Source organism: Microbacterium oxydans, from assembly GCF_000956405.1.
GTDB classification, from domain to species: domain Bacteria; phylum Actinomycetota; class Actinomycetes; order Actinomycetales; family Microbacteriaceae; genus Microbacterium; species Microbacterium oxydans_C.
In genome coordinates this window covers 426,422-446,024 of sequence record NZ_JYIV01000030.1, presented here as the reverse complement: position 1 = coordinate 446,024, position 19,603 = coordinate 426,422, and the positions used below count along the sequence as shown (strand labels likewise).

21 protein-coding genes and 1 tRNA gene are annotated in these 19,603 nt (G+C 67.1%); 7 read left to right on the top strand and 15 right to left on the bottom strand.

Going from position 1 to position 19,603, the window contains the following annotated elements; all coding sequences use genetic code 11:
- Positions 1 to 32 precede the first annotated feature (32 nt).
- Both RN51_RS17535 and RN51_RS17530 read right to left on the bottom strand, forming a co-directional pair.
- Complete coding sequence (locus RN51_RS17535) at positions 33 to 443, bottom strand: VOC family protein (protein ID WP_045265296.1); 411 nt, start codon at positions 441 to 443, stop codon at positions 33 to 35.
- A 5-nt stretch (positions 444 to 448) separates the two neighbouring features.
- Positions 449 to 847, bottom strand: a complete 399-nt coding sequence (locus tag RN51_RS17530; protein ID WP_045265397.1) for a helix-turn-helix transcriptional regulator — start codon at positions 845 to 847, stop codon at positions 449 to 451.
- 193 nt (positions 848 to 1,040) lie between these two features.
- Between RN51_RS17530 and RN51_RS17525 the strand changes: the two genes are divergently transcribed.
- Positions 1,041 to 1,637 carry an HdeD family acid-resistance protein gene (locus tag RN51_RS17525; RefSeq protein ID WP_045265295.1) on the top strand — a complete coding sequence of 199 codons (597 nt, stop codon included), beginning with the start codon at positions 1,041 to 1,043 and terminating at the stop codon, positions 1,635 to 1,637.
- A gap of 69 nt (positions 1,638 to 1,706) precedes the next feature.
- Here RN51_RS17525 and RN51_RS17520 read toward each other — a convergent pair whose 3' ends face one another.
- Positions 1,707 to 2,471, bottom strand: coding sequence for an SDR family oxidoreductase (locus tag RN51_RS17520; protein WP_045265294.1), 765 nt, complete (start codon positions 2,469 to 2,471; stop codon positions 1,707 to 1,709).
- Positions 2,472 to 2,594: 123 nt separating this feature from the next.
- On the opposite strand from RN51_RS17520, the gene RN51_RS17515 reads away from it, so the two are divergent.
- From RN51_RS17515 to RN51_RS17500, 4 genes are all read left to right on the top strand, one after another.
- Positions 2,595 to 3,068, top strand: a complete 474-nt coding sequence (locus tag RN51_RS17515; RefSeq protein ID WP_045265293.1) for an NfeD family protein — start codon at positions 2,595 to 2,597, stop codon at positions 3,066 to 3,068.
- A gap of 9 nt (positions 3,069 to 3,077) precedes the next feature.
- Positions 3,078 to 4,007 (top strand): SPFH domain-containing protein, encoded by a 930-nt coding sequence (locus tag RN51_RS17510; RefSeq protein ID WP_045265292.1) that lies wholly within the window; start codon positions 3,078 to 3,080, stop codon positions 4,005 to 4,007.
- Positions 4,004 to 4,780, top strand: coding sequence for a glycerophosphodiester phosphodiesterase family protein (locus tag RN51_RS17505; protein ID WP_045265291.1), 777 nt, complete (start codon positions 4,004 to 4,006; stop codon positions 4,778 to 4,780). Before RN51_RS17510 ends, RN51_RS17505 begins: the two co-directional genes overlap by 4 nt.
- A 122-nt stretch (positions 4,781 to 4,902) precedes the next feature.
- Positions 4,903 to 5,286 carry an RNA polymerase-binding protein RbpA gene (locus tag RN51_RS17500; RefSeq protein WP_021200565.1) on the top strand — a complete coding sequence of 128 codons (384 nt, stop codon included), beginning with the start codon at positions 4,903 to 4,905 and terminating at the stop codon, positions 5,284 to 5,286.
- Here RN51_RS17500 and lnt read toward each other — a convergent pair.
- Genes lnt through RN51_RS17455 form a run of 9 tightly spaced genes read right to left on the bottom strand, consistent with a single transcriptional unit; the run spans position 5,283 to position 14,987 of the window.
- Positions 5,283 to 6,806 (bottom strand): apolipoprotein N-acyltransferase, encoded by a 1,524-nt coding sequence (lnt, locus tag RN51_RS17495; protein ID WP_045265396.1) that lies wholly within the window; start codon positions 6,804 to 6,806, stop codon positions 5,283 to 5,285. The two genes, RN51_RS17500 and lnt, sit on opposite strands and share 4 nt — an antisense overlap.
- 10 nt (positions 6,807 to 6,816) lie before the next feature.
- On the bottom strand, positions 6,817 to 9,291 hold the full coding sequence (locus tag RN51_RS17490; protein ID WP_045265290.1) for a DEAD/DEAH box helicase: 2,475 nt from the start codon (positions 9,289 to 9,291) through the stop codon (positions 6,817 to 6,819).
- A complete protein-coding gene (gene tatC, locus RN51_RS17485; RefSeq protein ID WP_045265395.1) occupies positions 9,288 to 10,046 on the bottom strand; it encodes a twin-arginine translocase subunit TatC in 759 nt (252 codons plus the stop codon). Before tatC ends, RN51_RS17490 begins: the two co-directional genes overlap by 4 nt.
- A gap of 57 nt (positions 10,047 to 10,103) precedes the next feature.
- Positions 10,104 to 10,340, bottom strand: coding sequence for a Sec-independent protein translocase subunit TatA (gene tatA / locus RN51_RS17480; RefSeq protein WP_045265289.1), 237 nt, complete (start codon positions 10,338 to 10,340; stop codon positions 10,104 to 10,106).
- 44 nt (positions 10,341 to 10,384) lie between these two features.
- Positions 10,385 to 11,368 carry a helix-turn-helix transcriptional regulator gene (locus tag RN51_RS17475; protein WP_045265288.1) on the bottom strand — a complete coding sequence of 328 codons (984 nt, stop codon included), beginning with the start codon at positions 11,366 to 11,368 and terminating at the stop codon, positions 10,385 to 10,387.
- Positions 11,365 to 12,357 (bottom strand): helix-turn-helix transcriptional regulator, encoded by a 993-nt coding sequence (locus RN51_RS17470; RefSeq protein ID WP_045265287.1) that lies wholly within the window; start codon positions 12,355 to 12,357, stop codon positions 11,365 to 11,367. Before RN51_RS17470 ends, RN51_RS17475 begins: the two co-directional genes overlap by 4 nt.
- Positions 12,357 to 13,268, bottom strand: coding sequence for a hypothetical protein (locus RN51_RS17465; protein ID WP_045265286.1), 912 nt, complete (start codon positions 13,266 to 13,268; stop codon positions 12,357 to 12,359). The genes RN51_RS17470 and RN51_RS17465 overlap by 1 nt, the downstream gene beginning before the upstream one ends.
- A gap of 10 nt (positions 13,269 to 13,278) precedes the next feature.
- Complete coding sequence (locus RN51_RS17460; RefSeq protein ID WP_045265285.1) at positions 13,279 to 14,298, bottom strand: tRNA (adenine-N1)-methyltransferase; 1,020 nt, start codon at positions 14,296 to 14,298, stop codon at positions 13,279 to 13,281.
- Complete coding sequence (locus tag RN51_RS17455; protein WP_419865803.1) at positions 14,295 to 14,987, bottom strand: HAD family hydrolase; 693 nt, start codon at positions 14,985 to 14,987, stop codon at positions 14,295 to 14,297. The genes RN51_RS17460 and RN51_RS17455 overlap by 4 nt, the downstream gene beginning before the upstream one ends.
- An 80-nt stretch (positions 14,988 to 15,067) precedes the next feature.
- Here RN51_RS17455 and RN51_RS17450 point away from each other — a divergent pair, with 80 nt between their 5' ends.
- A complete protein-coding gene (locus RN51_RS17450; RefSeq protein WP_045265283.1) occupies positions 15,068 to 15,916 on the top strand; it encodes a PAC2 family protein in 849 nt (282 codons plus the stop codon).
- Positions 15,917 to 15,929: 13 nt separating this feature from the next.
- On the opposite strand, the gene RN51_RS17445 is transcribed toward RN51_RS17450, so the two are convergent.
- Both RN51_RS17445 and RN51_RS17440 read right to left on the bottom strand, forming a co-directional pair.
- Positions 15,930 to 16,754, bottom strand: coding sequence for an undecaprenyl-diphosphate phosphatase (locus RN51_RS17445; RefSeq protein WP_045265282.1), 825 nt, complete (start codon positions 16,752 to 16,754; stop codon positions 15,930 to 15,932).
- Between the two features lie 41 nt (positions 16,755 to 16,795).
- Positions 16,796 to 18,091 (bottom strand): M20/M25/M40 family metallo-hydrolase, encoded by a 1,296-nt coding sequence (locus tag RN51_RS17440; protein ID WP_045265281.1) that lies wholly within the window; start codon positions 18,089 to 18,091, stop codon positions 16,796 to 16,798.
- A 111-nt stretch (positions 18,092 to 18,202) separates the two neighbouring features.
- Between RN51_RS17440 and RN51_RS17435 the strand changes: the two genes are divergently transcribed.
- A tRNA-Leu gene (locus RN51_RS17435) sits at positions 18,203 to 18,285 on the top strand.
- Between the two features lie 133 nt (positions 18,286 to 18,418).
- Here RN51_RS17435 and RN51_RS17430 read toward each other — a convergent pair.
- On the bottom strand, positions 18,419 to 19,516 hold the full coding sequence (locus RN51_RS17430) for a VIT1/CCC1 transporter family protein (RefSeq protein WP_045265280.1): 1,098 nt from the start codon (positions 19,514 to 19,516) through the stop codon (positions 18,419 to 18,421).
- Positions 19,517 to 19,603 lie beyond the last annotated feature (87 nt).

Here is a 19,603-nt window from a genome sequence, read left to right as displayed (position 1 = left end):
CGGGTCGGTGTGGAGAGATCAGATGCCGTGGTCTAGGCGGTCTGGTTGATACGGAGCAGGTTCCCCGCCGGATCGCGGAAAGCACAGTCGCGCACGCCGTAGGGCTGGTCCATCGGCTCCTGCACGACATCGGCGCCGTGCTCGACGAGGCTCTCGAAGAGCGCGTCGACGTCATCGCTCGCGAGGGTGAGTGCGGCGTAGCTGCCCTTGGCGATCAGCTCGAGGATCGTCTGCCGCTCCGAATCGGTGATGCCGGGATCTGTTGCTGGCGGGTGGAGCACGACCGACGTCTCCGGCTGTCCGACGGGGCCCACGGTGAGCCAGCGCAAGCCGTCGTAGCCGACGTCGTTGCGCACCTCGAATCCGAGAGCGTCGCGATAGAAAGCGAGAGCGGCCTCCGCATCGGTGTGCGGAAGGAATGCGTAGTGGATGCTGATTCTCATGGCTCTCACGTTAGGTGGGCGTCGGGGCGTGGCGCTTCTCGATTCCTGATCGGTCTCGTGACCTGCTTCGCCTGGAAGGACGGTATTCCTTCGACGGTGGCGGCGCGTTCACGGTACACGCTGGGTGAGACACCGACCAGTTCCGAGAACCTCGTGCTGAAGGTGCCGAGGGAAGAGCATCCGACTTCGAAGCACACCTCCGTCACCGTCAGGTCGCCGCGCCGCAGCAGCGCCATGGCCCGCTCGATCCGCCTCGTCATCAGGTAGGAGTACGGGGACTCGCCGTAGGCTTCGCGGAACTGCCGGCTCAGATGCCCGGCTGACATGTGCACTCCACGGGCGAGCGCCTCGACATCCAGAGGTCGGGCGTACTCCCGATCGATGCGATCGCGGACCCGTCGCATCACCGCGAGTTCGCGCAGCCGCGTGTGGTCGAGCTCCGTCACCAGATGATCTTGCCATGTCGGAGATCGTGTCGGGGAGTTTCCCGACGTGACGAAGAGAAACGCGGGCGGGCGCTTCTCCCCCGCTCCTGTCCTCATGGGCGCTACCCTGAGGGGCATCCTCACAGGATCTTCTCAGAAAGGGGTCCCCACCATGTCTGAACCACTCGCAGAGGCGAAGTCGCTGTTCAAGTCGATCCGCGTCACGCTGGCCGTCGCCGGTGTTCTCGCGCTGATCGCGGGTATCGTCCTCCTCGTCTGGCCGGTCAAGTCCGCGGTCATCGTCACGGCGATCTTCGCCTCGTACCTGATCATCGCCGGTCTCGTCTATGTCGGCCTCGGCATCTTCTCGAGCGCCAAGGGCGGGTGGGCGCGCGTCGGCCACATCGTCCTCGGGCTGCTCTACATCGCTGCCGGTGTGATCGCGTTCTTCAACCTGAACGTGGCCGCGGCCACACTCGCCTTCGTCGTCGTGATCTTCATCGGAGTCAGCTGGATCGTCGACGGCATCGTCGCTCTGTCCCTGCTGGGCAGCGACGGATCGCGCGTCTGGACCGTCCTGTACGCGATCCTGAGCATCGTCGCGGGAATCATCGTGCTGTTCTCGCCGCTGATCGCCGGTTTCGCGTTCTGGCTGCTGCTGGGCATCTCGCTGGTCGTGCTCGGAATCATCCAGATCGTGCGTGCCATCACGCTCGGCCGCGACGCCAAGGAGTATGTCTCCGGCGTCCAGGGCGGAGCGACGAGCTGACGCTCTCCGTCTGGAACGAGAGCGGCCCCGTCTTGCGATATGCAAGGCGGGGCCGCTTTTCTCGTGCCGCTACTCGGCTGCGAATGCGCTGACGTCGCCGACGAGGCGCGTGTTGTCCGCGGGCACCGGGTCGACGGCCGCCTTGGCGACCTCCGCCGCGAACTCGGAGACGTTGTAGAGCTTGCCGGCCGATTCGCGGCGCTCGGCGATGGCGCCCGGGTTCGCGCGCTCCAACAGCGTCGCGGTGATGGTGCCCTCGATCATGTCGCCGGAGACGACCGTGAAGCCGATGCCCTTCTCCGCGAGCCCCGGGATGCGCTCCCGGAGGGCGTCCTCCCCCGCCCGCTTGGAGAGGGCGACCGGCTCGTACTCCGGCATGGTCGGCGTGGTCCGGATGAAGTGCGCCTGGTGGCTGGTGACGAACACGACGCGCGCTCCATCGGCGAGCAGCGGCGTCGCGGCGTCGAGCACGTTGAGCTGTGCGTCGCGATTCAGAGTGAGCGCGTAGTCCGCTGCCATGCCCGACTCCATGCCCCCGGATGCGTTGAGCACGAGCACGTCCAGACGGCCGTACTCCGCCCGGATCGTCTCGAACATGGCCGCGACGGACTCCGGATCGGTGAGGTCGGCACCCACGACGAGTGCGCGGCGACCGAGCTCCCGAAGCTGCGCGGCGAGCTTCTCGGCGCGCGGAGCCTTGTTGCGGAAGTTGATGACGACGTCCGCGCCGGCTTCGGCCAGGTAGCGGACGGTGTCGGCGCCGATCCCCCGCGACGAACCGGTGACAAGGGCGACCTTGCCGTCGAGGGATCCTGCGGGAAGAACGTCGGTCACGGTGACTCCTCATGATGCGCGAAAAAAGCCGTGATAGCACGGCCTTCACACCCTACCAAGCACGCGCTGCAGCGCCCTGATCCGCCGCTCTGCGCGTGATACGTTGACCCCTAAGGAGGCCGCATGGACAACATCGTGACGTTCGTCACGTTCATCGAGCAGTGGGCGTGGATCGGTTGGCTGGTTCTCATCGCCGTCTTCCTCGTCATCGAGATGCTCTCGCTAGACTTCACCTTCCTGATGCTCAGCTTCGGCGGAGTCGTCGGTCTCGTCACGGATCTGGTCGGCGTCCCCGTCTGGCTGCAGGTGATCATCGCCGCCGCTGCCGCCGCGCTGTTCATCCTGTTCTTGCGCCCACCTCTCCTCAAACGTCTGCATCGTGGCGAGGACCCGACCAGGTCCAACGTTGATGCCCTGATCGACCTTCGCGGGATCGCGTTGAACGACATCACGCAGATCTCCGGTCAGGTGAAGCTCGCGAACGGCGACACCTGGACCGCACGCACCGTCACCCCCGTTCCCATCCCCCAGGGTGCCCCGGTCGCCGTGAGCGCGATCAACGGCGCCACGGCCATCGTCCGTCCCGTGAACGACTAGGAGAACCCCGTGAACGACGCATCGTTCATCCCCACCGCGATCCTGTGGATCCTCGTGATCGCGGTGATCATCTTCGTGGTGGTCACCGTCGCACGAGCTATCCGCATCATCCCGCAGGCCACAGCAGGGGTCGTCGAGCGTCTCGGGCGCTATCACAAGACGCTGACGCCGGGTCTCAACCTGCTCGTACCCTTCATCGACAGGCTTCGTCCTCTGATCGACATGCGCGAGCAGGTCGTCTCCTTCCCACCGCAGCCGGTGATCACCGAGGACAACCTCGTGGTCTCGATCGACACGGTCGTCTACTTCCAGGTGACCGATGCGCGCGCGGCGACGTACGAGATCGCGAACTACCTCGGCGCCGTCGAGCAGCTGACGACCACCACGCTTCGAAACGTGGTCGGTGGCCTCAACCTGGAGGAAGCGCTCACCAGTCGTGACAACATCAACGGTCAGCTGCGCGTGGTGCTCGACGAGGCGACCGGCAAGTGGGGCATCCGCGTCGGACGTGTCGAGCTGAAGGCGATCGACCCGCCCATCTCGATCCAGGACTCGATGGAGAAGCAGATGCGCGCCGAGCGCGACCGCCGTGCCGCGATCCTGACCGCAGAGGGAACCAAGCAGTCCGCGATCCTCGAAGCCGAGGGTGCGCGGCAGGCGGAGATCCTCCGCGCAGAAGGCGACAAGCAGGCCGCTGTGCTTCGTGCGCAGGGTGAGGCTGAGGCGATCCAGAACGTGTTCAGCGCCATCCACCAGGGTGAACCGGACGACAAGCTCCTCGCCTACCAGTACCTGCAGATGCTGCCGAAGATCAGCGAGGGGCAGTCGAACAAGCTCTGGATCATCCCGAGCGAGCTCACCGAAGCTCTCAAGGGCATCGGCAGCGCGTTCACCCCGAAGCCGGGCCAGGGCCCGACGAACACACTCCCCGGCGCGTGACGCACCCCTACTTCTCGAAGACGCGGAAGCCCCGAGTCCTCGCCCACCGCGGTCTGATCACCGCGGCGGGCGAGGGCTCGGGCGTCTGGGAGAACTCCGCAGCGGCTTTCGCCGCCGCGCATGCGGCCGGCGTCGAGTACATCGAGACCGATTGTCAGGTGACCGCCGACGGTGACGTCGTGCTCTTTCACGACACGAGCCTCACTCGACTCACCGGCGACCCGCGGCGGGTGCGCGAGGTGGGCACGCGTGAGCTGCGGTCGCTGTTCGAGGACCATGGCGGCCTGCTGACCGTGGCGGAGGCGCTCGATTCCTTCCCTGACGTGCGATTCAACATCGACGTGAAGACTTCGGCGGCAGTCGAACCGCTGGGCGTGATCCTGGCCGATCACACCCACCGCGTGCTCGTGACGAGCTTCTCCGACGCCAATCGGCGTGGGACCGTGGCGTCCGTGTTGCGGGCGGGGGCGGCCATTCGACCGGCCACCTCCGGTGGCAGCGCGACGATCGCCTCGCTGCGGGTGCTCTCGGCGCTGCACCTCTCCCCCGCCCGCACCCTGCGCGAGATCGATGCTCTGCAGATTCCGGAGCGACACGGCGCGCTCACGGTACTGACTCCCGCACTTCTGCGCGCGTCGCATCGGCATGGTGTGGAGGTGCACGTCTGGACCGTCAATGAGGCCGGCGACATGCGTCGTCTGATCGACCTCGGTGTCGACGGCATCGTGTCGGACCGTTCCGACGTGGCCCTCAAGACGCTCGGCCCGCGTTAGCCGCGACCGGCTCATAACCTCCGCCGCTGGGATTAACCTGTGAGTTCTGCCGAGAACTCGCCCGCGTGGATGAAGCCCACAGGCTGGAGCGTTATACCTGACAGCGACGAGAGGACCACACAATGGCAGATCGCAGCCTGCGCGGCATCCGACTCGGCGCCCAGAGCCTACAGAGCGAAGAGGGCGTCGTTTTCATGGAGCGCCGTGAGACCACCTACACCTGTGACACATGCGGCCACGTCACGAACCTGATGTTCGCGGCGGACGCTGAGCCGCCTCAGACCTGGGAGTGCCGCGCCTGCGGTGCGGAGGCTCGGCTGAACGTCGACGGCCAGGCCGTCACGCTCGAGGCGAGCGATGAGAAGGCCGCACGTACCCACTGGGACATGCTGCTGGAGCGCCGTACGCGCGCCGAGCTCGAGGAACTGCTGGAAGAGCGCCTCGCCTTCATCCGGGCCCGCCGCGGTGCCGGCGAAGACCCGACCCGCGAGAAGATCGGCGCCTAACGCCGCCTGGCGCGCCACCATCCGACGAGGAGCGCGCCGATCCCGCCCCACAGCAGCACCGCCTGGATCCAGGGGCCCAGCACCACACCAGCCGTGAGGCCGGAGCGCAGCTCGACATCCTCGAGCATCGCTCCGGCCTCATCTGCGTCCAAGCTCGTGACCGTGGAGCCGTCAGCGCGGATGACCTGGCTTGTGCCGACTGTCGAGACGTTCACCACGCTCCGGCCGGTCTCGATCGCCCTCATCCGCGCGAAGGCGAGCTGCTGCAGGTTCTCGTCGGTGCCGCGGAAGTCGGCGTTGTTCGTCTGGAACACCAGCACCTCTGCCCCCGCGTTCAGTCCCTGCCAGATCACATCGTCGTAGATCACGTCGAAACAGATGGCGAGACCGACGAGAGTGCCATCGACGTCGACGATCGGAGGATTGGAACCCGATGTGTACTCCCGCTGGATGAGACCGATGAGATTCGGCGCGAGCGCGTTGAAGAACGGGCGATCGGGCACATACTCGCCGAAAGGGACGGGGTGACGCTTGTCGTGCAGCTGCGTCGCGGTGCCGTCGAGATTCCACAGCATCGAGGTGTTGAAGAAGCGCTCGCCCCGACCGGTCGCGGCGTTGGCGAGGAGCGGCGCCTCGATGCGATTCGCGATGAGGGTCATCCGCCGCGCCAGCGCATCGTTCTGGAAGGGATCGCCGTCCAGTGAGCCCTCCGGCCAGACCAGCAGATCGACGTCCTCCCCGTAGAGGGGAGCCGTAGCTTCCGTCTGCGCCTGGATGACCGCGAACGGCTCACGATCGTCGAAGTACCCCGTCGGACCGTTCCCCTGCACGGCGGCGATCCTCATCGAGCCGCTCGGCGATGTCGGGAAGAGAGGGGTGAACAGCAGCACCACCACGAGAGCTGCCGGTGCGATCAGCCGGAGCGGACGGCGCCATGCGCCCAGCCGGACCGCTTCGATCAGCATCGCCACGACCAGGACCATGAGGAAGCTGAGCCCGCTCACGCCGACCCAGGACGAAACGGATGCGAGAGGACTGTCTGCCTGACTCATGCCGATACGCGCCCAGGGGAAGCCACCGTAGGGCCAGGAGCCCACGAACAGTTCGCGGCCGACCCAGAGAGCCGCGACGGTCGCGGGCAGCCCCAGAAGACGCCCTGCAGTCCCGGGGAACGCCCTTGGGAGCCACCGATAGGCGAGCGCTATCGGGATCAGGGCGAACGCCGTTAACACGCCTTCGACCACGCTGAGAGCGGCCCACGGGACCGGACCGAGGTATCGCGACGTCCAGGAGACCAGCAGCCCGAAGAAGAGGATGCCGTAGACGAGCCCGACGAGCAGCGCACCCCCGAACCGTCGTCCGATCAGCGCGAGCAGCAGAAGCGCGGTCGCGGGGAAAGCGAGGATCCAGATGGCGGCTTCCGGATACGCCAGATCCATCAGCACGGCGGCCGCTGCGGAGGCGAGCACAGCGGCCCAGAGCGGCAGGAGGGCGCGCTGTGGCGCTCGGGTCGAGGTCATTCCATCCATCTCACATCGATGAGTAGGCGACGATGCCACGGCGCACGCCGTCGAGCGCGGCACGCGCCGTTCGCGCGAGAGCGTCGTCTTCCGCGACGATCGAGAGCTGGTCGAGCAGGTCGATCGTCTGCTTCGCCCACCGCACGAAATCTCCCGCAGCCATGTCGGCATCGATCAGCACCCGGTCGAGCATGCCGCCGCGGGCCCAGGAGTGCATCGCCCCGGCCAGCCCCGCCGCCAGCGGTTCGCTCCCGGGCAGGTGGTGATCCTGCTCCAGATCGTCGAGCTCGGCCCACAGCGTCGTCGTCTTCTCGTACGCGGCGCGGAAAGCGCCTCGAGGCAGACCGCGCTCCCCCGAGTTGGCCTCGTCACGGCGAGGCTCGTACACGAGGCAGCACGCCATCGCGGCGAGCGAAGGCGCATCGAGGCCCGCCCACAGACCCTGTCGGAGCGACTCCGCGACGAGCAGATCACGCTCCCCGTATATGCGACGCATGGTGCGTCCCGCTTCGGTCAGCTCGGTCTGCCCATCGGCGTCGGTGAGGTATTCGAGCGTCTCCAGGACCTCGACGACACGATCGAAGACGCGTGCGACTGTGCCGGTGCGTGTCTCGATCTGCCGGCGAGTCCGATCGGTCTGCCGCTTGAGCTTCCAGTACCGCTCCGCCCAGCGCGCGTGAGCTTCGCGATCGGGACAGCGATGACAGGGGTGGCGCTGCATCTGCGTGCGCAACGACTGGATGCGCTTCATGCGCTTGTCGCGTGCGGCGCGAGGAGCGTTCGAGTCCTGTCGGTTCTTCTTCTCGAGGTCGCTCAGCTCTCGCCGGATGGCAGCGTATTCGGGGTAGTCCCCGTGCTCACAGGCCATCGCGCTCTGGTAGCCGGCCAACGACTCCTCGGCCTCGCGCACCTGGCGCGCCAATCCGACGACAGCGCGGTCCGCTTGGAACTGGGCGAACGACGACTCCAGGATCTGACGCGCCCTGGTCTTGCCGAACATGTCGATCAGGTTCACGGCCATGTTGTACGTGGGGCGGAAGCTGGAGTTCAACGGATACGTGCGCCGGGACGCGAGTGCCGCGACCGCCTGCGGGTCCATCCCCTCGGTCCACTGCACGACGGCATGGCCTTCGACATCGATTCCGCGTCGCCCTGCACGCCCGGTGAGCTGTGTGTACTCCCCTGAGGTGATGGCGACGCGCGCCTCGCCGTTGAACTTCTCCATCTTCTCGAGAACGACCGTGCGCGCCGGCATGTTGATCCCGAGGGCGAGCGTCTCGGTGGCGAAGACCACCTTCACGAGCTTGCGCTGATAGAGCTCCTCGACGACCTCCTTGAATGCGGGCAGCAACCCCGCGTGGTGGGAGGCGACTCCGCGCTCGAGGTTGTCGAGCCATTCCCAGTAGCCGAGCACGCTGAGGTCTTCATCCTGGAGTGTGCGTGTGCGCTCCTCGACGATGGCGCGGATCTCTGCACGCTCCTCGTTCGAGGTGAGCCTGATGCCGGAGCGCCGCACCTGTTGCACCGCGGCATCGCACCCCACGCGGCTGAAGATGAAGAAGATCGCAGGAAGCAGGTTCGCCCGCTCGAGCAGACGCACGACGTCGGGGCGGTCCATCCGTTCGATGCGGCGTGCATTGGCGGCACGCACCGGGCGTCGTCCCCCGCGCGGCGGGCGCTTGGCCTGGCGTCCGGCGTGGCGGTCGCTGCGGTACGACTGCGCCTGCCGGTTGTTCTCGTACGTCGTGCCTGTGGAGGAGCGGATCCGCATGAGCTCCTGGTTGACCTGTGCCGTGGCCAGACCCGCCCGATCGCCGAAAAGCGGCAGGAGGTCGTCACGGACGAGGACGTGCTGCTCGAGCGGCACGGGACGGATCTCCGAGACGATGACCTCGGTATCGCCGCGCACGGTGTCCAGCCAGTCTCCGAACTCCTCTGCGTTCGAGACCGTGGCGCTCAACGACACCAGCCGCACACGCGCGGGCAGGTGGATGATGACCTCTTCCCAGACTGCTCCACGGAATCGATCTGCGAGGTAGTGCACCTCGTCCATCACCACATAGCGCAGGTCACGCAGTGCCGAGGAATCGGCGTAGATCATGTTGCGCAGGACCTCGGTCGTCATCACGACGATCCGCGCATTGCCGTTGATGTTGGTGTCGCCGGTGAGCAGTCCGACCTGGTCGGCCCCGTAGACGTCGACCAACTCACGGAACTTCTGGTTCGACAGTGCCTTCATCGGCGTCGTGTAGAAGGCCTTGTCGCTCGATGTCTGCATCGCGAGATGGATCGCGAACTCGCCGACGATCGTCTTGCCTGCACCTGTCGGAGCAGCGACCAACACGCTTCGTCCGCCCTCGAGTGCATGACAGCCGGCGACCTGGAACGGGTCGAGCTCGAACTTCTGCAGCGCCGCGAACGCCGTCGACTGCGGATGCTCCCCCGCTTCCCGCGCGCGGGCGTACTTCTCGGAAGGTGAACTCATGCCGGATCCGGCAGAAGCCCTGATGCCTCGTCACGCTTGCGCTTGCGCCGATCGAAGATGAGCGAAAGACCGGCAGCGGCGAAGAACAGCACGATGAGGATGCCGGCCAGCATCAGCATGCTGACGACGTCTGCCGCGGGCGTCGCGAGGGCGGCGAAGACCGTGGCGATGATGATCGCGACGCGCCATCCTTTGAGGATCGCCCGTCCGGACATCACGCCCGCGAGGTTGAGCGCGACCAGGAATACCGGCAGCACGAAGGAGATGCCGATCACGATCATCAGCTTGAAGATGAAGTCGTAGTACTCCTGCGCCGAGTACAGGTTCGTCGCGCCTGCCGGGGTGAAGCTCCACATCAGCTCGATGATGTGCGGCATGATCATGACGCCGAGGTAGCAGCCGGCGAAGAACAGGGGAACGGCGGCGACCACGAAGCCGACGGTGTACCTGACCTCTTTGCGCGTGAGTCCGGGCATGATGAACGCCCAGATCTGCCACAGCCACACGGGCGCGGACAGGAAGATGCCGATCGAGAACGCGATGCGCATGCGCATGTCGAATGCGGCTGTCACGGTGCCGAAGTTGAGCGCACTGAAATCGTCTCCGCGCTTCTCGGCGATGATGCGGACCGGCTCGGTGATGAAGTTGATGATCGGATCGGCGATGAGGAAGGCGATCACCATTCCGACGAGCAGAGCGAGCGCAGCGAACATCAGGCGCTTGCGCAGTTCGACGAGATGTGCGCCGAGCGACATCCGCCGATCCCGATCCGCCTTCGGCATCACGGTCGGTTCGATGGCTGCCACGGCCGGTCAGGCGCGGGGCGGAGTCTCAGGTTCGATGCCCGAGTCCTTCACCGTAGGCGGCTCGGTGGCTGCGGAATCGGTGCGGGCGGCGTCGTCGTCCTTCATGGCCTTCATCTCGCCCTTGAACACGCGAGCCGACTGGCCCATGCTCTTCGCGAGAGCCGGCAGCTTGGCCGCACCGAACAGGAGGAGGATCACGGCCAGCACAATCAGCAGGTGCCAGCCTTGCATTCCAGCGAACATGTCAGGTTTCCCGTCGTCGGTGAGCGTTCGATCCAGTCTACAGATCAAACCTCTGCATCGGGTTGGTGGTAGAGGGCGAGTCCCGCGGCGGCCCACTCGCGGGTGGCTGAGCGGGCGATCCCCGGTTCCAGCACCTCCATCGCTCCCCCGAAGCGCGCAGCGAGCCGCTTGATGCCCCGCGGGTCCGCGAGGTGTAGCTGTGCGGTGACCGCACCGTCCACCGCGTCGGTGGTTCCGGTGGGCACGAATCCGCCGAGCAGCGGTGCCAGTCGCTCCGGCACCCGCACTGACACGGTCCGCTCTTCCTCGAGCCCTGCGAAAGCTTCGGGAACGTGATCGCCCTGATGCGTGATCGGGATTTCCGTGAGCGTGGGGGCGCTGACCCGGTCGAGGTGGAAGGTGCGCATGGCTTGCCGAAGATGGCACCAGCCCTGGAGGTACCACTGGCCGTTGGTGATGAGGATCTGCATCGGGTCGACGGTGCGCGTGGTCGGCGCGGAGTCGGGAGCCTGATACGTGAACGCGATCGCGACGCCCTCGTGCAGACCACGGGCCACCGCCTCGCGGACCTCGTCGACAGCGCTGGGGGCGACGACGACGTCGGCTGGCGCATCGGCTGCGCCTCGGGAGAGCTTCGAGATCAACCCGGCCACGAGTCCCGAGTCCGAGACGGCAGGGACAGCCGCGACCATCTGGAGCCCCGCCAGCAGAGCCGCAGCCTCACGGGCGGTGAAACGCGGGACGCGGCGCAGAGCCACATCGTTGGTGATCTCGATCACGTCTTCCAGATCGAGCAGATCCCAGTTGATGTCGAACATCTCCTGCGGCTGCTGCCAGTACCCCGCTTCTCCGGGGAGTCCGATCACGGTGAGCTTCTCCACCATCCCGCGCATCTCCTGCGGCGTGACGGCGAACTCTGCAGCCGCCTCGTCGAGAGAAACCTGTCCGTGTTCCAGGAGATACGGGACCAGGGTCAGATACAGACGCACGCGATCGGCCGCGAGCAGGGGCTTCGAGGGCGCGCTCACTTCGTCTCCTCCGCATCGGCGTGGGCGTCGACGACAGCACGCAGCCGAGAGATCACGGCCTCACGCAGTGGGGCCGGCTCGACCACACGCACCTCCGGTCCGTAGGACGCGAGCTCGTCGGCGAGGATGTGCAGGTCCACGAAAGGCACGTTGATGCCCTGCGTGGCGGGCGAGGCGCGTCGGCCCAGGCGCAGCGCCGCCTCCGTGCCTGGCGTGACCTCGAGCAGAGCGGAGTTCTCGGCGGCGACACGCTCCAGTCCCGCGAGTGCGCGATCCCCGGCGCCGTCGCGCAGCGCCGGGTCGAAGCTCTGCGGGGTCATGCGAACGTCTCCGACGATCCTGCTGAGCAGGAAGGTGCGGTCCTCTTCCACGTCGACGTCGACACCGAAGACATGCCACCGCGCCTCATAGTCGACCAGAGCCAGAGGGCGGATGCGGCGGCGACGCGGTGTGTCCTCACCGGGCTTCAAGTAGTCGAAGGTGACCACCCTGCACCGCTCGATCGCGTCCTGCAAGGGCGAGAACGCGGCATCGCGCGCCGTGATGCGAGGTGCGAATCCGATGATCGGCTCGTCGCCGTCGATGCCGAGTGCCCGGATCTTGCGAACACCGGACTGCGCATCTCCGGAAAGCGACTCGGAGCTCCAGACGCTCCCGGCGAGCTGCAGCACTGCGAGCTCGGCAGGCGAGAACTCGATGTCGCTGGGAAGGTCGTATTCGGCCTGAGGGATGCGATACCGCGCCTCACGGAGATCGTTGGGGTCAGCGGCGTCCCCGATGGTCTCGATGGGCACACCGAGCGAGCGCAGCTCGTCCTTGTCGCGCTCGAACATCTTCTCGAGCGCGTCCGATCGAGTGCCGGCTTCGGCGCGTTGCCGATAGCCGGAGACGTTGTCGAGGATCTGCTGCTTGGTCAACCCGATCTCCGTGGCCATCAGCGCCACGACGAGATTCGTCAGACGCTCCTCCGCGGGGATCCGGGCTGCCATCACGGCGTGGGCGCCGTCACTGCGCCCAGGATGTCGACCACGACCGCGGTGGCCGGGGAGTTCTCGGAGGCGGGGAAAACGACGAGGAGCTGGGACCCGACAGTGGCGCCGACGAGCTGTTCGGCGGCCACGCTGACGCTGGCGTCGGCGCCCCACGAGCTCGTGGTGACCTTCTTGTCGTCCCAGCCGACACCCATGATGTTGGTGACGACGATGTCGTCCTTCTTCACCTTGGGGCCATCGCCCTTGATCAGCGTCTGCGTGGTGATCTTCTTCGGTGCAGGAACATCCGGGATGATGACTCCCGGCGTGCCGTCGGGGGCGCGGACCACGGTCGGAAGGCCGCGCGCGTCGTTGAACTGGAGCGCACCGGACGCCTTGGCCGGCATCACATCGAGCACATCGATGACGGCCACGATGTTCTCGCCCTTGTCGAGTCCGAACGCCTGCACGTTCTGCTCACCGAAGTCCTCCGGGGTCAGCACGGCGAGGACGCGGCTGCCCTCGGTCGCGCATTCCAGCACGTCGGACAGGCCGGCGGAACGCTGTGCCCAGTAGTCGATGCTGTGCACGCGGCTCTGGTCGCCGTTGAACTCGGACTGGTAGAGCTTCTTGCCGCTGTCGCCGCCGTAGAACGCGATGTCGAGCACGACGGGCTGGAACTTCGAACCCAACGCGAGTCCGTCGCCGACGGTGACATCGGCGAAGGACGTCTTGTCGGACTTGACCGGACCGAAGACCTCGACGTCTGGGAGAGAACCGATGTCCCCGCTCACGTCGGCGACGTTCAGGATCTTGTCGTTGCCGCCGCGATCACAGGCGGCGACACCGTCGGATGCTGTCGCGGTGCAGCCCGTCAGGGCGAGGACGGCGAGGCTGAGGGAGGCCAGAACGGCGGACGTTTTACGCACGCGCTCCAGTCTATTCCGTCACGTGCCCGGAATCGCGCGATGCGGCGGCAAGGCGCGCCCCTTCCGCTGCCTTCTCCGCCTCCCGTGCACGCTTGCGCAGATTCTTGTCGCTGATCTCGCGGTCGCCGACGGCACCGGGAGTCCACGCCTCCACGTCTTCGTCGCCGTAGCTGCTCTTGGACGCGCGTCGCTTCACCGAGGGCGCGACGGCACCCGGCGCGAGCCTGCGCGCCGTGAGCAGGAAACCGGTATGAGCCACCATGCGGTGATCGGGCCGCACGGCGAGGCCCTCCACGTGCCAGCCGCGAACCATCGTCTCGGAGGCGTCGGGATCGGTGAAGAGACCGGTGGCGCGGATGTACTCCGCCACGCGGGAGAGCTGAGTCGCCGTCGCGACGTAGCAGAGCACGACGCCCCCGGGGGTCAGCGCGTCGGCGACGGCGTCCATGCACTCCCACGGTGCGAGCATGTCGAGGACCACGCGGTCGACGGAGGCGGGCGCCACCTCGTTCGGGAGGGATTCCACGAGATCGCCGACCACGACACGCCAGGTGTCCGGGCGTTCTCCGAAGAAGGTCTCCACGTTGCCCCGTGCCACGTCGGCGAAGTCCTCGCGGCGTTCGAAGGAGATCAGGGTTCCCGCCGGCCCCACGGCGCGCAGCAGCGAGAGCGAGAGGGCTCCGGAGCCGACGCCCGCCTCGACCACCACGGCACCGGGGAAGATGTCGGCCTGCATGACGATCTGGGCCGCGTCCTTCGGGTACACGATGGCCGCTCCACGCGGCATCGACATCGCGAAGTCGCGCAGCAGGGGCCGCAGCGCCAGGTAGTCGTGCCCGGAGCTGTTCGCCACGACCGAGCCGTCGGGCAGCCCGATGAGGTCGCGGTGACGCAGCACCCCCTGATGCGTGTGCAGCTCGCCGTCCTCGCGGAGCGTCACGGTGTGCAGGCGGCCCTTGGGGCCGGTGAGCTGCACGCGGTCGCCCGCGCGGAAGGGGCCGCTCGGCCGGTTCGGGCGGGGTTCGGTCATCGGACGGCTCCTGTTGCGGTGGTGCGGCTGTCGAAGAGATCGGCGAGGTCGATGGCGCCACGGCCGTCCAGGGTGGCCCACAGTTCGTGAGCCCCGAGGTGATCGAGAGGCACGATGTGCGGGACGGCGAGGGTGAAGGCACCCGAGGCGAGGCCAGCCCGCACGCCGGTCGGCGAGTCCTCGATGACGATCACCTCGGCGATGTCGACGTCGAGAAGAGCAGCCGCCTGAAGGTACGGCTCGGGATGGGGCTTGGGGTTGTCGACGTCGTCTCCCGCGACGACGATGTCGAAGGCTTCGAACTCGATCAGGTCGACCACGTTGAGGGCCATGCGACGCAACGACATCGTCACGAGTCCGGTGGGGATCCCCGCGTCGCGGAGGTCGCGGAGCAGCTCGCGCGCGCCGGGACGGAACGGAACGCCCTGGGTGCGCAGCGACTGCTGCACGACATCGGTCAGATGCGAGACGATCGCCTCTGCGTCCATGGCGACGCCTGCGTTCTGCAGGATCACGGCGCTGTCGATCAGGCCGCTCCCCACGAGCTGCAGTGCATCCTCGTGGGTCCAGGAGCCGCCGAACGACTGGACGAGCGCCGTCTCGGCCGCCATCCAATACGGTTCGGTGTCGACGAGTGTTCCGTCCATGTCCCACAGGACCGCGCTGGGCTTTCTGCTCACTGAACCCATGCTAGCCGTGGTGCCGCCCGCATCCCGCCTCCGCGGACTAGCCTGGAAGGATCACGACCGCCATCTCGAAGGGAGCCTCGATGGATGTTCTCGGTCCGCGCATCGTCATCGCCGCCTTCGACGGCTGGAACGATGCGGGTGAAGCAGCGAGCGGCGCCATCGAGGCACTGCGGAAGTCCTCGGAGTACGACCTCGTGCACTCCGTCGACCCCGAGCTCTACTTCGACTACCAGTACACGCGCCCGTCGACGCGGATGGACGCGGAGGGGCGACGCCAGTTGACCTGGCCGGAGGCAGGTCTGTGGCGTCCGCGCGATCCCGGCCCAGGACCCGAGTTCTGGCTGCTCACCGGCGCCGAGCCTGCGCGTACCTGGCAGGCGTTCGCGTCCGAGTTCATCGACGTCGCGCTGCGCGACGACATCACGGGGTTGGTGACTCTCGGCGCGATGCTCTCCGACGTGCCGCACACCCGACCGATCTCGATCTTCGCCTCCAGCCAGAACGAGCAAGTACGAGAGGCGCACGCCCTGGAACGCTCGATGTACGAGGGGCCGGTCGGAATCCTCACGGTCTTCGAGCACTTCGCCGAGAACGCGGGAATCCCCACCGCGAGCCTCTGGGCGAGTGTGCCGCACTACGTCGCTTCGGCGACGCCCTCGCCGAAGGTGACCCTCGCGCTGCTGGATCGCCTTGAGGAGCTCACCGGCGTGGACGTCGACCGTCAGGCGCTGCGGACGGAGGCTGCCGCCTGGGAGGCGTCCATCGATGCCGCCGCGTCCGAAGACGAGGACATGGCGGAGTACATCCGACAGCTGGAGCGCACGCGCGACACGTGGGACTCCCCCGAGGCGTCCGGAGATGCGATCGCCCAGGCCTTCGAGCGCTACCTCCGGCGTCGCGACGACGGCCCCGGCGACCGCAAGCGCTGACGCTGAGTTCCGGTCAGGCCGCGATCACACCGGTGCCGAGCAGTACGAGCAGAACCGTGCCCAGCAAGATCCGGTAGATCACGAACGGCAGGAAGCTGCGCTTCGAGATCCAGTTCATGAAGAATGCGATCACGCCGAGCGCGACCACGAAGGCGATGCCGGTCGCGGCGAGGGTGTCGCCGAACGAGAAGAACGAGGGCTCGCCCCAGCTCTTGAACACCTGGTAGAAACCACTGCCGAAGACGGCGGGGATCGCCAGGAGGAACGCGTAGCGCGCGGCGGCGGCACGCTCGTAGCCCAGGAACAGTCCCATGGTGATGGTTCCGCCCGAACGGGAGACTCCGGGAATCAGGGCCAGTGCCTGCGCGAACCCGAAGGCGATGCCGTGCGGGTAGGTGAGGTCGTCGAGCTTGCGCCGCTTCGCGCCTACGTAGTCGGCCACACCGAGCAGGATTCCGAAGACGATCAGCATGACCGCGACGATCCACATCGAGCGGAACACGGTCTCGATCTGGTCCTGGAAGAGCAGTCCGAGCACCACGATCGGGATGCTGCCGATGATGATCAGCCACCCCATCCTCGCGTCCGGATCGTTGCGAGGGGCCTTCCCCACGAGGGAGCGGAACCACTGCGTCACGATCCGTACGATGTCGCGCCAGAAGAAGACCACCACGGCGGCCTCTGTGCCGATCTGGGTGATCGCGGTGAACGCTGCGCCCGGGTCCTCCCCCGAGGGGAGGAACGTTCCGAGAATGCGCAGATGGGCGCTGGAGGAGATCGGGAGGAACTCGGTGAGTCCCTGGACGATGCCGAGGATCAGTGCTTCGAGCAGGTGCATGGAGGGCTTTCAGTTCAATGGAGGCACGGAGCGCGCGGCGCTCAGTAGGTGCGCAGCAGATCGGTCAGCACCTGCTGGCCGAAGACAAGCGATTCTACGGGCACTCGCTCATCGACTCCGTGGAACATGCCTGTGAAGTCGAGGTCTGCCGGGAGCTTCAACGGTGCGAAGCCGTAACCGGTGATGCCGAGCGAGGCGAGCGCCTTGTTGTCGGTGCCGGCACCGAGCAGGTACGGGATGACCGGGACGCCGGGGTCGTGACGTCCGATGCTGGCGACCATGGCCTCCACGAGTTCGCCTTCGAACGGGGTCTCCATCCCGATGTCCCGCACGACCGTCTCGATCACGATCTCCTCGCCGACGATCTCCTGGAGCTCAGCCAGGACCTCGTCCTCGGTGCCGGGGATGACGCGCACGTCGATGAGTGCCTCCGCGCGCTCGGGGATCACGTTGTGCTTGTATCCCGCGGTCAGCGCCGTCGGGTTCGTGGTGGTGCGGAACGAGGAGCGCAGGAACGCCTCGGCGGGTCCTGCGGCCGCGGCGAGGGCATCCGGGTCTTGGGCGCTGCGACCCGACAACGTGCTCAGCCCCTCCAGGAGCGCTCTCGTCGTCGAAGTCAGTCGGATCGGCCACCGGGTGCGCCCGATCGCCGCGACGGCCTCAGCGAGCTTCGTGACCGCGTTGTCGTCGTGCAGACGGCTGCCGTGCCCTGCTCGCCCCTTCGCCACCAGGCGGATCCAGATCAGGGCCTTCTCCCCCACCTGCAGCAGATAGGCGCGGCGGTCGTCGACCGTGATCGAGTAGCCACCGACCTCGCTGATGGCGGCAGTGGCGCCCTCGAACCAGTCAGGGCGATTCTGCACGACGAGCGCCGATCCCTCGACTCCGCCGTTCTCCTCGTCGGCGAAGAACGCGAGCACCAGGTCGCGCTCGGGCCGGTCGCCCGCCCGCAGGATCTCGGCCACCGAGGCGAGGATCATCGCGTTCATGTTCTTCATGTCCACGGCGCCACGGCCCCAGAGCATCCCGTCCTGAACGAGACCGGCAAACGGGTCGACGCTCCAGTCCTCTGCCATGGCGGGGACCACGTCGAGGTGCCCGTGGACGACGAGCGCGGGCTTCTCCCTGTCGCGTCCCGCCACACGCGCCATGACGTTCGTGCGGCGCGGGATCGGCTCGTAGTACTCGACCTCGAGTCCGAGCTCCTCCAGGTACGCCCCGACGTACTCCGCGGCTTCGCGCTCGCCCTTCGCGTTGCCGCCGCCGAAATTGGAGGTATCGAATCGGATCAGGTCGCTCGCGATGCGGACGACCTCCGGGAGGGACTGCTCAGTCATGGGTCCAGGCTATCGAAACCGCGCGCCACGCCCGGGCGTGCGCCTCGGTTCGAGAGGCCGCAGAGGACGTGGTAATGTCATTCTTCGGTCGGCAACGATCATCCAAAACCTGCGCGGGTGGCGGAATGGTAGACGCGCTACGTTGAGGTCGTAGTGCCCGTAAGGGCGTGGGGGTTCAAGTCCCCCTCCGCGCACAGGAAGAAGAAGGCCCCGGATCCCTGGATCCGGGGCCTTCTTCTTTTGCCGCGATCCGGTTCGTGTTCCGAGTGTCCCTCGATCTTCCGCGATCCGGCCGGGCGCCCATGCACCCGGCCGGATCGCGATCGCTCAGACCGCCCCGACCCCGAACAGCAGGCCGAGCGCGTAGGTGATCGCCGCGGCTCCGAACCCGATCGCGAGCTGGCGCAGCGCTCGGCGAAGGGGCGGCCCCCCGGACAGCACGCCCACCATCGCGCCGGTACTCAGCAGGGCGATGCCGACGAGCACGAGGGCGACGATGATCGCCGTGGTGCCCTGGAGCCCGAAGATCCACGGCAGCACGGGGATGATCGCGCCAGAAGCGAACAGCAGGAAGCTGGAGATCGCCGCCGTCCAGTCGCTGCCGACGATCTCGTGGTCGTCGCCGCGCTGGATGTCCACGGGACCGGTCGCAGCCTGACGCACGCCGGCCTGGGCGGCCTTCACGATGCGGCGAGCCCGCGCGAGGGATTCCTCCTGCTCCATGCCGCGGGCACGGTAGACCAGGGCGAGCTCGTTCTCGTCGATGTCGAGATCCCCCGCCGAAGCGTGGGCATCCTCGTTCGCCTCCGTCGCCGCGAGCAGCTCGCGTTGAGAGCGCACCGAGACGAACTCTCCCGCCCCCATCGACAACGCCCCGGCCAGGAGACCGGCGATCCCGCTGAAGAGCACGAAGCCGGAGCTCACACCCGTGGCGCCGATCCCGAGCACCAGCGCGAGGTTGCTCACCAGACCGTCGTTGGCACCGAAGACCGCCGCGCGGAACGAACCGGACAGACGTCTGCGACCGCGCGCGGCAAGCCCCCGGACCACCTCGTAGTGCACCTTCTCGTCGGCCCTCATAGCCGGCGTGGCGTACTGCTCAGAGTCGTAGGGCGACCGTGCCTCAGCGCTCTGTGCGAGGGCCAGTACGAAGATCGATCCGAAACGACCGGCCATCCATCCGAGGAGGCGCGAGCGGACGCCGGCTCGAGGCAGACGCCTGGGTTCCTCACCGAGGAGATCGAGCCAGTGCTGCTCGTGGCGACGTTCCGCGTCGGCGAGGCTCAGCAGGATGTCGCGCTCCTCGCCTTCTCTGCGTGCGGCGAGCTTCTGATAGACGGCGCCCTCGGCGCGCTCCTCGACCAGATAGCGCGCCCAGCGCCGACGATCGGCGGGGGTCGGGGTGGCGGCAGCAGGGGCTGTCATGGATCCTCCAGAGATGACGGTGCCCCGGGGCGTGGGCAACCGTTCAACGCTATCCGCGCGTGCTCGTCGTCACCTCGCTCAGACCCG